We start from the raw sequence: 12756 nt of genomic DNA, 5'->3' as shown, positions 1-12756 counted from the left end.
CCTGCGCCAATACTGGTTTCATCATCCTTTTTCACCATTTTATAGGTATGAAAGCGGTTGCCTAATACTCATATTTTTGATACCCTTTTTTTCAATGCAGATATGGGACTGCATTGTGATAAAAAGAGCAAGAAAATGTAAACGGTTTATTGTAGGGGGAGGGACTTATGTTAACGTTTGTGGGATTGTTGATTATTTTAACGATTGTTGTATTGCTGATTTGGGGGAAAGCAAGTCCAATTGTTGCCATGGTCATGGTGCCTTTAATCGGGGCATTCATCGCAGGATTTGGGATTAATGACATTCAATCATTCTTTGAAGAAGGGATTATCAAAGTACTGCCAGTGGCGACCATGTTCATCTTCGCCATTTTATTTTTTGGCATTTTACAAGATACAGGGTTCTTTGAACCTGTAATTAAAACTTTAATCAAGCTGACAAAAGGAAATGTTGTCACAGTTGCAATGGGAACTGCTTTGATTGGAGTTATTGCACACTTAGACGGAGCAGGGGCTACGACCTTTTTATTAACTGTACCTGCGCTGCTTCCACTTTATAAAAAATTACATATGAGTCCTTATTTACTGCTGTTATTAATCGGGACGAGTGCCGGATTAACCAATATGATTCCATGGGCAGGACCGACTGGACGGGCAGCAAGTGTCTTGAATATAGACCCCTCTGAACTCTGGGTGCCGCTCATTCCAATTCAGCTCATTGGCGTTGTGCTCGTATTAGGAATGGCATTCATTTTAGGAAAAAGGGAAGAAAAGCGAATTCGGGTGAAAATTGCTGCAAATGAAATAGCTGCAGTTCAACTAGAAGGCGCAGATTGGGATCGTGCCATTCAATCTATTAGTGAAACTGGAGACGCCTCTTTAAAGCGTTATCATCTCATTTGGGTGAACCTTGTTCTGTTTTTGTGTGTTGTGGTACTTCTCGTATTGAACGTGATGCCTGCAAGTTTTATGTTTATGATTGGCCTGTCACTGGCACTATTGATTAACTTTCCGAATGTGAATCTGCAAATGGAAAGAATCAAGGCACACGCACCTAGTGCGCTGATGATGGCGGCTGTCATTTTCTCTGCAGGGTCGTTTTTAGGAATTCTTGAAGGGACAGGGATGCTGAAAGCCATTGCGGTGGACAGTATTCACATTTTACCAGCCTTCTTGCTGCCATTTTTACATATCATTGTTGGGATGCTTGGAGTGCCGCTTGATATGCTGACAAGTACAGACGCCTATTATTACGCCCTTCTGCCAATTGTTGAATCCATTACATCTGAAGTTGGCGTAACAGGCACTTCTGCGGCATATGCCATGATGATTGGAAACATCATCGGAACCTTTGTCAGCCCGCTTGCTCCCGCAGTTTGGCTCGCTGTAGGTCTTGCAGGGGTTGATATGGGGAAACACATCCGCTACTCCTTCTTTTGGATGTGGGGATTCAGTATTGTCCTTCTGTTCGTAGCGATGCTGATTGGCATCATTTAAAAAGAAAGACATGCGCTGTTGGGCGCATGTCTTTTCTTTCATTATGAAGGATATTCATTTGTGTGAATGTCTGTATTCGGCTTTCTAATAAGAGACATCAACCCAATGATAAACAATAGAACCATTGGAGCGAATGCAAAACCGATTGTTCCAATTAAAAGAGTCACTGCAGACACCAAGAAAAGAATACCAGAAAGCACGGCACGGCGATCAGTTTTTAAGAAAATCACACCTACAATCGACAGCACAGCCGCAATTGCGGAAACGACCATAAACTGAGTACCAAATGCATTGACAGAAGCTTGAAGCGTTTCAATCGGCAAGGTTTCTCCTTCCTCTTTTAACACTTCATTGATTTCATCATAAAATGATGGACCCACAGAAAGGATTAATGCCCCAAACCCGACACCAATGGCATTGAGGACAATGCTAATAATCCCCATAATTTTTTCACCTTTACGTTTAATCATGTGTAAACCTCCTAAAAAATTTAATTAACCTGTTTTCACTTCACGCTTTTGGAAGACGATTAAGGCGATGGCTAAGAAAATAGCCCAATAGATGACTAGAACTGTTAGTGAGAATCCTAGAGACATACCTTCGATAAAAGTAGGTGTGTCCGCGAAATATTGTACAGGATCGTTGGCAAACAATAAGTATTTCGCCCAATCAAAGAAGAACATCAAAATGCTTGTGATGGATGCTCCAACAATATAAGCTAACACACTAATTGCAATAGAAAGGGCCTCACTTCTAAATACCGTTGAAATGGCAAAAGAAAGTGTTCCTAGTACAACAAACATAGCACAATGTGCCAAATAATATGAAACCATATTTGCAAGCTGAGATTGTTCAATGACTTTACCATTTTGATAGGACAAATACACATAATCATGATTGAGTCCAAAGAAGATCGCACCTAGAATAAATGACAAGATAAATAGAACCGCGATCAGAAATAGAGAGTAAAGTTGAACGGTAAAGTATTTAGATAAAAGAATTTTCATTCTTGATGGTGGACGAATGAGTAATAATTTAATTGTACCATGCTTATATTCAGCCGAGACAATCGTCGCTGCAATGATAATCACAAATACACCGACCAGCTGAAGCAAATCAGCATTGATCTTCACATAAGCCCAGGCATTTTTACCGAATTGATCGGCAGGAGGTAAATTATGTTTGATCCGATACTCATTGATCGCTATATCGTTTTCAAGGGATCTTTTATAAAATCCTATATTATCCTCTTTCAATTCTTGCTTCTTTGCTTTATTGATCGATTGCAGCTCAGTCTTCCAATCACCTGAAGCTTGATCTCCGTCATTTGTTTTCACTGCAAAGATCAACGTGGCAACCATACCTAAAACAAGAAGTCCAACCATAATCCAAGTACCAACACGATAACTAATCTTCATCCACTCGTTTTGAATGAGGCGAATCATACGTCTGCCTCCTTTTTACCTGTTAAGCTTAAGAACTTATCTTCTAAGGTTTGTTTTTCGATTTTGATTTCGTACAAATGAATAGACGCGCTGCTCAAATGACGAATTAATTCTGGCATTTTTTCTTCTAGCATAGAGAAGAACAAGTACTGCTCCTCTTCTCTTACAGTGACGCCTTCCTCAAATGCACCAATGAGCTTCTGTGCTTCTTCAAGCTCCCCGGCCGCTACCTTCATTCGATAATTAACCACATCATCCTGCTTCGTTTCAGCACGCTGATCCTCAATTGCAATCAGCTTTCCTGTTTGGATAATCGCAAAGCGATCACACATCAATTCCATCTCTGACATGAGGTGACTTGAAACAATAACAGCAAGCCCTTCTTCCTTCGCAAGCCTTCTCAAGTAATCTCGTATCATTCGAATCCCCTCAGGATCAAGTCCATTGGTCGGTTCATCTAAGATTAGCAGCTTCGGTCTATGTATGAGTGCCTGCGCAATGCCCAATCGCTGTTTCATTCCTAATGAAAATGTACGCACACGCTTATGTTTCACATGCTGTAAGCTGACTAGCTCTAACAGCTCATCAATTCGCGCTTCATCCACTTTCCCATTCATTCTGGCAAAGTGAACAAGATTTTGTCTTGCCGTTAAATGATTATACATTTCTGGGTTTTCAATAATGGCACCGACATCTTGGATGGCATGCTGATAGGAGGTTTGAATACTATGACCATTAATCAGAATGTCACCAGATGTAATAGGAGAAAGACCGACCATCATACGAATGGTTGTGGTTTTCCCTGCACCATTTGGTCCTAAGAAGCCAAAGACTTCGCCCGCTTGGACAGAAAAGCTCAAGTCTTGAACAATCTTTTTCCCGCGAATATGTCTAGATACATTATGCAGTTCTAAAACGTTCGTCACGTTACCTCTCCTTCTTTGTCTAAGTATCATCTATCATTCTATTTCCTGATAAACACCATGATCCGTCAAAAATAGAAGAACACTTCCATATGGTACAGCAATGCCCAAAAGTTGTGAAGGGGATTAGCCAAAATTTAGCGAATCATCTGCCTTTTTTAAGGTAGGGTTAAGAAAACTGCGGATTTTTATGTGAAAAGAGGCTTGATTTTTTAAAAAATGAACCTTTTTCAACAGGTATATATGTATGGAATTTCGTTTGAGATTATTCCTTTCACCTATAAATAAAGAAAAGAGGCCTCTTACTGACAGCCTCCTTTCATACATTATATCTTTTTCACAAACTCTGATTTTAATTTCATTGCGCCGAAGCTAGGAATTTTACAATCAATATTATGATCGCCTTCAACTAAACGAATTCCTTTGACCTTCGTTCCTATTTTCAAAACGGATGATGAACCTTTTACTTTTAGGTCTTTAATGACAGAGACCGTGTCTCCATCACTTAACAGATTCCCATTCGCATCTTTTACCACAAGCTGTTCCTCTGCCGCTTGTTCTTGTTCAAGTGACCATTCATGCGCACATTCAGGACAAATCAGCAAACTGCCGTCCTCGTATGTATAAGGTGAGCTGCACGAAGGACAATTCGGTAAATTAGACATTTTTGTTTCCTCCAACTTTCTACATCATTTATATCGATTTTACCACATTTCTATAAAAGGAATGTGATAGAAAAGGAAACATTTTTCATCGTTTACTTCTTTCTTCCAATTTTTAACGCAGCCGCGATATTCCGAGCTGTTCTTTCTACATGAAGATCCGCATCTTGTATCGCCTCAGAAAGAGAGGTAATACCTGGAACAATACTAAACAGTGCATCAATTCCATGATCGTGTACGACTGCACTGTCTTTTGCAAGAGAGCCTGCGATGCCAATCACAGGCAAATTATACTGCTTCGCTGCTTTGGCTACGCCGATTGGCGTTTTTCCATAAATGGTCTGCCGGTCAATTCGGCCTTCTCCCGTAATAACAAGATCTGCCCCCTTGATGACGTCATCAAAATGAACAGCCTTCAGCACAATATCGATTCCTCTTTGTAAATCCGCTTGTAAAAAGCCTAATAAACTCGCACCAAGTCCTCCTGCCGCTCCTGCCCCTGCTGCATCTCCAAAGGATACATTGAACTGCTTTTCAGCTACTTGTGCAAAATGAGCCAGGTTCTTGTCTAACACTTGAACCATTTCTTCATCTGCTCCCTTTTGAGGGCCGAAAACAGCAGACGCTCCTCTCTCACCTGTTAAAGGATTATCCACATCACAAGCCGCCTCCAGCCGGACGGATTGCAGTCTTGGATCGAGCCCAGATAAATCAATTGAAGCTAATTGATGAAGCGCCCCGCCCCCTGACGTCAGGGAATGTCCTGTTTTATCAAGGAAAGCTGCACCTAATCCTTGCATCATCCCAACACCGCCATCATTTGTTGCACTTCCGCCAAGCCCAATCATCACATGCTTCGCTCCTTTATCCAGCGCTGCAAGTATTAATTCTCCAGTTCCTCTTGATGTGGTCCATAACGGATTACGTTTTTCTCTCGGAACTAGGTGTAAACCAGAAGCTGCAGCCATCTCTATGACAGCAGTCTGACCATCTCCTAACATGCCAAAAAAAGCATCCACAGGCTCACCAAGCGGGCCCGTGACCACTTGATTGACAATGTGCCCGCCCGTCGCATCAACCAACGATTGAACGGTCCCCTCTCCTCCATCTGCCATTGGCAGTTTGATATACTCTGCATTTGGCAAAATTGAACGAAATCCTCGTTCAATGGCACATGCTGTCTCATAAGCAGACAAACTTTCTTTAAATGAATCTGGTGCAATCACAATTTTCATCCTAAAGCCCCTCTTTTCTTGTCATGTCCTCAGCCAAACAGCTGGAAAACGCCAAAAATAATGGTCGATACAACGGTTAACGTCAAACCGATTAACGATTCAAAAGGCATGAGCTTCAAACGCTCTTTGATATCCATTTGAACACTTCCTGCTGTTGCATGGAAAAAGCTCCCGTGCGGCATATGGTCAAGCACTGTTGCGCCAGCATGAATCATAGCTGCCCCTGAAAGAGCAGATACACCAAGCCCAATCAGCGTTCCGCTAAACACACCACTCGCTACCGCTGTTCCTGCTGTTGTCGAAGCGGTCGCGGCTGACATAAATATCCCTGAAGTTGGCGCAAGTAAATATGGAGGTAAACCCGATGCATCCAGTGCCTGAATAAACACATCTTTTAAGGAAGAGTTCGATACGATTCCTGCTAATGTACCTGTCCCTAATAACATGATCGCTACACCTGACATTTTATGAAGCCCCGACATCGCATAATCATTGAGAAATTTCCCTTTTTTCATGAAAAGAGCACCTACAATCCCTCCAATCGGTAAAGCGATCATTGGGTCTATATTGATTTGAAAAAGCGGTCTTAAAGCCAACAATAAAATGGTAACCAGCGGACCAGCCAGTGCTTGAAAAAAAGCAGGTATTTGAACTTTACTTTGCCCAGTTTCCTCTTCAAGAACGGGCGTCCCTTTGTTTGCAAGCTTTTTAGCTAATACATATGTAACAGCCAACCCGAACACAGCCGGAATGACACCAGCAGCCATCATTGAAGTCAGAGGTACACCAAAAGCGTCTGAAGCGGCAATAGCATTCGGATTCGGTGACATGATATTGCCTGCCTTCCCGCCTCCAATCATAGCAAGGAGAATCCCCGTTTTTGAGAGCTTTGCGCGTTTGGCAATGGCAAGGGCGATGGGCGCTACCGTAATAACTGCAACATCTACAAAAACACCCACTGTAGTTAAAATCATCGTTGCAAGTGCGAGTGCTAATAGTGCCCTTGCCTCTCCAAGCCTTTTCACGATGGCATCAGCGATAGATAACGCTGCACCCGACTCAATGAGAACACCAGCCAGTACACCTGCAGCCATAATTCTAAGGACAGCCGGAATCATGTCCTTAGCACCTTCCATCATGACGTTGACGGTCTGAACAATATCTACACCGCCAACCAAACCGCCTATAAATGCACCTGCCAGCATGCCATAAGCCGGTGATACTTTTTTTAGAATGAGAACAATCGCGATCACAAGCGCCGCCATGGCTCCCAGAGTACTTACCGTCACATCTCCACTCATTCTCAATCCCCCTAAAAATATCTTTCTCCAATTGTAAGCGTTTACCCAAAGGGATTGTGTTGTGAATCCGGATGAACTTTTCTCATTTATCACTCTACTCAATTGTGCATTTGCACAATCAAGATAGTTGATTCATTAGCTGCGCCATATAAAGCTCGATTAACTGTTTTACATGACGAGGGTCTTTTCCGGTCAATTCTTGAATTTTGTCTAAACGATAACGCAATGTATTCCGATGAATAAATAAACGATCAACAATTTTTTGCAAATCACCGCCCTCTTCAATGTAAATCCTTAATGTATGGGCGAGCTCTGCTTCTTGTGTCAAAGGCTTGTAAAAGTCAGTCCATCGACTTTTCTTTTCAGCAATTCCCGCAATCATGAATAAGCTTTCCAGCTGATAAGACTCAAAGAGATACATACTTTCTTCCGGATTAAGAACCTTCCCTAACCTCAGGGCATCTCTCGCACGCTGAAAAGAAATTGGCAGCTGGCTGATGTCGTCAGCGACAGTCCCTATCCCCACTAACACTTGGCCTCCTACTGCTTTTTGCATTGTTCTTTGCAGATGACCTGCCACCTGCTTTAATCGATGTTCAGGTATGGGCTGACTTAAAAGAATCAATTCATGACAAAAGGTCATGCCAAGTAAATCATCCGCCTTCTTATCATATTGAATCGCATGCATCAATTTATGAACAGCATCCTCTGAGGATGGAACTGGCTGAAAAACAATAGCCATTCGGCGCTTGTCTAAATCCATCCCCAGCCAAGCAGCTCGATTTTTTAGCTGATGATCCCCAACATCAGAATATGAAACCAACTGATTGACAATTTCACTTTCTAGTCGATGACGCCATTGAACCCGCTCAAGCAGAAAAGATTGCTCTAACACCAGTTCAGCTGCCATCTTCACCAGCTCGGCATGATGCCGAATGTCCTCTGGCTCACCAGTAATCCCAATCACACCAACTACTTGTTCATGGAAGCAAATAGGCAAGTTAATCCCGGGTTTCACTCCTTCCAAGCGCAAAGAGGTCTCCTGGTCAATTTCCACACTGTTCCCGCTTGTCAGCACAAGTCGTGCACCATCATGTTTCTGACCAATCCTGTTTCGTTCACCAGAACCAATAATGACACCATCAGCATTCATCACATTGATGTTTTTATGTAAAATATGCATCGTACGTTCAACCATTTCTTGAGCCAATTCACTGGTCAAAAATTGCATTTGCCATCTCCCCTGAAGGTTTTTTCATTCAATGTATCATAGTGTCTTTGAACAATAAATGCAAAGTGTTTAAAAACCAGCCATTGACAAAGACACCCTGAAAAGTGTTTAATCAAATCAAAGGACCGACCGACAGTCTAGTTAAAAGAAAGGATGGCTTTATGAGAACCGTTAAACATCCTGAGGAACGTAAAAATGACATATTAAACGCAGCAGAAGCGCTTTTTTCAACCAAAGGCTATCAGAAAACAACGATTATTGACATATTAAAAGCCGTTGGCATTGCAAAAGGCACCTTTTATTACTACTTTGCATCCAAAGAAGAAGTAATGGATGCCATTATTGACAGGATCATCAAGGAAGATATCATCGTAGCAAAGCGTATTGCGGCTGAGCCAGACCTTCCAGTCGTTGACAAACTATTTCGTATCATCATGGCGCAATCACCTCAGCAAGGAAGCCATAAACAGGGCATGATCGATCAGTTCCATCAGCCTTCTAATGCAGAAATGCATCAAAAAAGCTTAATCAAAGCCATTAAAGAACTATCACCAGTGTTGGCAGATGTCATTCAGCAAGGTGTAGAGGAAGGGACATTCAAAACGAAGTATCCGCAAGAGACGGTTGAATTTCTTCTTGCTTCTGCACAGGTCATATTTGATGAAGGCCTTTTTCAATGGACAGCCGAAGAAAGTATACAACGCGCTTTAGCTTTTATTGATATACTCGAATCCTCATTGCATGCAGAAAAGGGGAGCTTTTCCTTCCTGCTGAAGCGATTATCTGGAGAGCCGGATGAAAATAATCAGTGATTGGTCACTTCAATACCAATCCTGCATACATTATAGACTGACGGTCGGTCTAAAAGGAGAGTGATATTTATGTCTTTGTTATCCAAAAGAGGGTCATCCCACTTTATATACCTCGTTCTCGGACAGATTATTTCCGTTTTCGGATCTTCTCTCATTCGGTTTGTTCTATCTTTACACGTACTGGATATGACGCACCGAGTTGATTTATATGCCTTACTTTTCGCATTATCCAATATCCCGCTCCTTCTCTCTCCCTTAGCTGGTGCAATCGCTGACCGGTTTAACAGAAGGAACTTAATGATTTTATTTGATGTCCTCACCGGCATAATGATTCTTGCCTTTTATTTTTGGTTATTCTCGGGAAATGATTCACTCTATATGATCGGAGCTGTCATGATACTGCTTGGCGTGATGAGTACGTTCTATGCTCCCGCTGTCATGTCCAGCATTCCACAGCTAGTGAAACAAGAGCAATTAGAACAAGCAAACGGCATCGTCAATGGCGTTCAGGCACTTTCAGGTGTTCTCGCACCGATTATCGGAGGAGTTTTATACGGAATGATTGGAAGCCAATCCATCATAGGTGCAAGTGCCATCGTATTTTTTCTATCAGCTTGCATGCTTTTAAGGTTAGACATTTCCTTCTCCCCTAGTCCGCTGACAGAGTCTATGGGCAAAGTACTCATAAAAGATATGAAACAGGGATTTTCTTATATTGGCAGCCAGCCATTTTTAAAAAAAGCCATGCTGCTTGCTGCAATGTTAAATTTCATCCTTACACCATTTTTTATCGTAGGGGGGCCAATCATATTAAGGGTCACAATGAAGAGCAGTGACATCATGTATGGAATAGGCATGGGCTTGATTGAATTCGCTGTCATCGCAGGCGCTCTGCTAGTTGGACTTGTAGCGAAGCATTGGCTCATTCCTACTTTATATCGCTGGCTTCTTGTCATCGCGCTCATTTTACTGCCTGTGGCGTTCTCAACATCCAAAACAGCTCTTCAATTTGGCACTTATCCAGCTTATTTTCTCTTTTTAGCAGGATGTCTTCCAATTGCTATGCTGCTAACTATGATCTCAATCGTTGTGATTTCACATGTTCAAAAGAAAACACCAAATCATCAATTAGGAAAAGTGATGGCCAATCTGACAATGGTTTCTCAATGTGCTGCTCCGCTTGGCCAAATGATGTATGGATTCTTGTTCAATACGTTTTCAGCCACCATGTATGTGACGGTGCTCATCGTTAGTACTTTCATGTTTGCACTAGCCTGCTTAACAAAAAATCTGCTTCAGCATGAAGGAGAATCAGCCTCATGAGATTAGCGTTTATAAAGAAAGACTTAACCCGTCACCGTCTTATTTCAATTGGCTTAACCATTTGCATCATGATGACTTCATTTCTCGCAACAAGTGCAGCTCAAATGATCGTACAGCTGAATGGTTCCATTTCTAACCTGCTTCATTCTGCCAAAGCGCCAGACTTTGTCCAAATGCATGACGGCGGCCTAAATGAAAAAGACATTGATGCATTTTCAAACAAGCAATCCATGGTAAAAGCCCATCAAATCGTTCCAATGATACCAATTGAACATGCAAACATCAGGTTCGGATATGAGCCTGCCAAAGCAGGTGTGATGGATCATTTATTTGTGAAGCAAAATCGCAATTTTGATTTTCTTTTAAATGAACAAAACGAAAAGCTCACTGTCAATAAAGGTGAAGTGGCTGTCCCAATTTATTTTCAACAAAAGTATCATCTCAACATAGGTGAAACGTTATTGATTGAGAAAGGAGCTAATCAATTTTCCTTTCGCATCAAAGCATTCTTGCGAGATGCGCAAATGAACCCCAGTCTTGTCAGTTCAAAAAGATTTCTTCTTCATAACGAGGATTGGGACGCAATAAATCAAGTGTTTCAACAAAAAGAGTACCTAATCGAATTTTTACTACATGATGCCGCGCAGACAGATGCTTTTCAAGCAATCTATCAATCAACACAGCTGCCACAACAAGGTCCAGCTGTCACACTACCTTTACTGCGTATGCTGAATGCATTGACAGATGGAATGGTCATTGCCATTCTCCTGCTTGTTTGCCTGCTGCTCATCAGTATAGCCCTTCTCTCTCTCCATCTTGCTATGACGGCTTCTATAGAAGAGGATGAACGTGAAATTGGCATACTGAAGGTGCTTGGGATCCCATTAACAAGAATCAAGCAATTATACGTTGGTAAGTATGCCGTGCTTGCTTGTGCAGGTTGTATAGCAGGATATGTGTTAACGCTTATATTTGGTGATATGTTTACGGCCAATATTCACCGATATATGGGGAATCAGCCTTCTTTTACTCATTGGTTAATCCCGCTTTTTGTTTCTATTGCGACGGCAATAATCGTCATCTCTTGCAGCTATGCTGTCCTAAGAAAGTTTGGTCAAATATCAGCTGCTCAAGCACTTCAAGGCGTTATCAATTCACCGGGTCATAAGAAAAGAATACCTATGCACCTCAAGAAAAGCAGGTTCATACCGATCAATATTTGGCTTGGTTTAAAAGACCTGATATCACGAAAGAAGTTGTACACGACGATTTCTTGTATTATTGCACTCTGTACATTTTTAATGCTCATGCCTATTCAGCTATGGCATACCTTACAATCACCAAATTTCATCACATACCTTGGCTCTGGTAAAAGTGACCTTCGAATAGATATACGCCAAGGAAATCATCTAGCGAAAAAGACAAACGAGATAGAATCAATGATTCGTGAAGATCAGAGCATACAAACAGCAGCCATCTATGAAACGACTTCTCTTCAGGTGAAATCAAGGGAGAACACATTAGAAACGCTCTACTTAGAAACAGGTGAGCTCTCAGAATTTCCCCTCAACTATTTACAAGGACGGCAGCCTTTAAAGAATGAAGAAATTGCCTTATCCGTATTAAATGCAGATTCACTTCAGAAAAAGATAGGAGAAAGAATCACTCTCGTAAATAATGGGCATGAAATCCAAAGAACGGTGACAGGTATTTATCAGGACGTGACCAATGGAGGCAAAACAGCAAAAGCAATATCACAGCCATTTCCTCAAACAGCTCTTTGGCAAACCATTCAAATTCAACTAAAGCCAGGAGTAAATATTGCAGAGAAAAAGACAATATTTGAAAAAAAGGTATCTCCTGCAAAAGTGACAGATATGAATGAATACATTCATCAAACGATCGGCAGCACCGCAGCTATTGTAAAAGTCATTGCATCTTTTGCTGCATTAGCTGCCTTTGGAACCTCCAGCTTAATGCTATTCATGTTTCTGCACATGTTAAAGGCGAAAGATTCGAGCCGAAACCACATGTTAAGAACAATTGGATTTTCTATAACAGATATAACATCACAATATATAACAAGCTTTATCGTTGTTCTCTCTTTTGGCGCATTTATTGGAACAATCGCAGTCAATACCATTGGTCCTGCTTTGATGAGTGTCGGTGGAGCATCATTAGGGGCGTCGAGCCTTCAGTGGCTGTCACCACAATGGGTGTCGTTTGTGTATCCACTCACACTATTTATGGTCAATTTAACTTTGATCGCCTGGTTATCGAAGACGTTTTTTTCTAGTCCAACGACAAGGCAAACACTTTTATAAGGAG

At 41.7% G+C, this 12756-nt stretch carries 11 protein-coding genes; 4 read left to right on the top strand and 7 right to left on the bottom strand.

What is annotated here, in order from left to right:
• Nucleotides 1–167 precede the first annotated feature (167 nt).
• On the top strand, nucleotides 168–1496 hold the full coding sequence (locus MHI60_RS08045; RefSeq protein WP_095409955.1) for a citrate:proton symporter: 1329 nt from the start codon (nucleotides 168–170) through the stop codon (nucleotides 1494–1496).
• A 41-nt stretch (nucleotides 1497–1537) separates the two neighbouring features.
• Here MHI60_RS08045 and MHI60_RS08040 read toward each other — a convergent pair whose 3' ends face one another.
• From MHI60_RS08040 to MHI60_RS08010, 7 genes are all read right to left on the bottom strand, one after another.
• Nucleotides 1538–1966: a DUF4064 domain-containing protein gene (locus MHI60_RS08040; protein WP_095409956.1), complete on the bottom strand. Its 429-nt coding sequence runs from the start codon at nucleotides 1964–1966 to the stop codon at nucleotides 1538–1540.
• Nucleotides 1967–1990: 24 nt separating this feature from the next.
• On the bottom strand, nucleotides 1991–2941 hold the full coding sequence (locus MHI60_RS08035; protein WP_144471659.1) for an ABC transporter permease subunit: 951 nt from the start codon (nucleotides 2939–2941) through the stop codon (nucleotides 1991–1993).
• On the bottom strand, nucleotides 2938–3867 hold the full coding sequence (locus MHI60_RS08030; protein ID WP_144471657.1) for an ABC transporter ATP-binding protein: 930 nt from the start codon (nucleotides 3865–3867) through the stop codon (nucleotides 2938–2940). The genes MHI60_RS08035 and MHI60_RS08030 overlap by 4 nt, the downstream gene beginning before the upstream one ends.
• A 323-nt stretch (nucleotides 3868–4190) precedes the next feature.
• On the bottom strand, nucleotides 4191–4529 hold the full coding sequence (locus MHI60_RS08025) for a zinc ribbon domain-containing protein YjdM (RefSeq protein ID WP_034281410.1): 339 nt from the start codon (nucleotides 4527–4529) through the stop codon (nucleotides 4191–4193).
• Between the two features lie 92 nt (nucleotides 4530–4621).
• Nucleotides 4622–5761 carry a glycerate kinase gene (locus tag MHI60_RS08020; RefSeq protein WP_144471655.1) on the bottom strand — a complete coding sequence of 380 codons (1140 nt, stop codon included), beginning with the start codon at nucleotides 5759–5761 and terminating at the stop codon, nucleotides 4622–4624.
• A 29-nt stretch (nucleotides 5762–5790) separates the two neighbouring features.
• On the bottom strand, nucleotides 5791–7062 hold the full coding sequence (locus MHI60_RS08015; protein WP_095409961.1) for a GntP family permease: 1272 nt from the start codon (nucleotides 7060–7062) through the stop codon (nucleotides 5791–5793).
• A 118-nt stretch (nucleotides 7063–7180) separates the two neighbouring features.
• Nucleotides 7181–8293 (bottom strand): sugar diacid recognition domain-containing protein, encoded by a 1113-nt coding sequence (locus tag MHI60_RS08010; RefSeq protein ID WP_144471653.1) that lies wholly within the window; start codon nucleotides 8291–8293, stop codon nucleotides 7181–7183.
• A gap of 161 nt (nucleotides 8294–8454) precedes the next feature.
• On the opposite strand from MHI60_RS08010, the gene MHI60_RS08005 reads away from it, so the two are divergent.
• From MHI60_RS08005 to MHI60_RS07995, 3 genes are all read left to right on the top strand, one after another.
• Nucleotides 8455–9105, top strand: a complete 651-nt coding sequence (locus MHI60_RS08005; protein ID WP_144471651.1) for a TetR/AcrR family transcriptional regulator — start codon at nucleotides 8455–8457, stop codon at nucleotides 9103–9105.
• A gap of 69 nt (nucleotides 9106–9174) precedes the next feature.
• Nucleotides 9175–10428, top strand: coding sequence for an MFS transporter (locus MHI60_RS08000; RefSeq protein ID WP_095409964.1), 1254 nt, complete (start codon nucleotides 9175–9177; stop codon nucleotides 10426–10428).
• A complete protein-coding gene (locus MHI60_RS07995; protein ID WP_144484128.1) occupies nucleotides 10425–12752 on the top strand; it encodes an ABC transporter permease in 2328 nt (775 codons plus the stop codon). Before MHI60_RS08000 ends, MHI60_RS07995 begins: the two co-directional genes overlap by 4 nt.
• Nucleotides 12753–12756: the final 4 nt, after the last annotated feature.

The sequence above is a fragment of the Bacillus sp. FSL K6-3200 genome (assembly GCF_038630485.1).
Lineage (GTDB): Bacteria > Bacillota > Bacilli > Bacillales > Bacillaceae > Bacillus > Bacillus safensis.
The sequence above is the reverse complement of the archived record's forward strand: the minus strand, read 5'-3'. Positions and strand labels throughout refer to the sequence as shown.

Bases quoted from the DNA above. Each gene is read 5' to 3' on its own strand.
- MHI60_RS08045 (WP_095409955.1), top strand. From the start codon at position 168: ATGTTAACGTTTGTGGGATTGTTGATTATTTTAACGATTGTTGTATTG.
- MHI60_RS08040 (WP_095409956.1), bottom strand. From the start codon at position 1,966: ATGATTAAACGTAAAGGTGAAAAAATTATGGGGATTATTAGCATTGTC.
- MHI60_RS08035 (WP_144471659.1), bottom strand. From the start codon at position 2,941: ATGATTCGCCTCATTCAAAACGAGTGGATGAAGATTAGTTATCGTGTT.
- MHI60_RS08025 (WP_034281410.1), bottom strand. From the start codon at position 4,529: ATGTCTAATTTACCGAATTGTCCTTCGTGCAGCTCACCTTATACATAC.
- MHI60_RS08020 (WP_144471655.1), bottom strand. From the start codon at position 5,761: ATGAAAATTGTGATTGCACCAGATTCATTTAAAGAAAGTTTGTCTGCT.
- MHI60_RS08015 (WP_095409961.1), bottom strand. From the start codon at position 7,062: ATGAGTGGAGATGTGACGGTAAGTACTCTGGGAGCCATGGCGGCGCTT.
- MHI60_RS08010 (WP_144471653.1), bottom strand. From the start codon at position 8,293: ATGCAATTTTTGACCAGTGAATTGGCTCAAGAAATGGTTGAACGTACG.
- MHI60_RS08005 (WP_144471651.1), top strand. From the start codon at position 8,455: ATGAGAACCGTTAAACATCCTGAGGAACGTAAAAATGACATATTAAAC.
- MHI60_RS08000 (WP_095409964.1), top strand. From the start codon at position 9,175: ATGTCTTTGTTATCCAAAAGAGGGTCATCCCACTTTATATACCTCGTT.
- MHI60_RS07995 (WP_144484128.1), top strand. From the start codon at position 10,425: ATGAGATTAGCGTTTATAAAGAAAGACTTAACCCGTCACCGTCTTATT.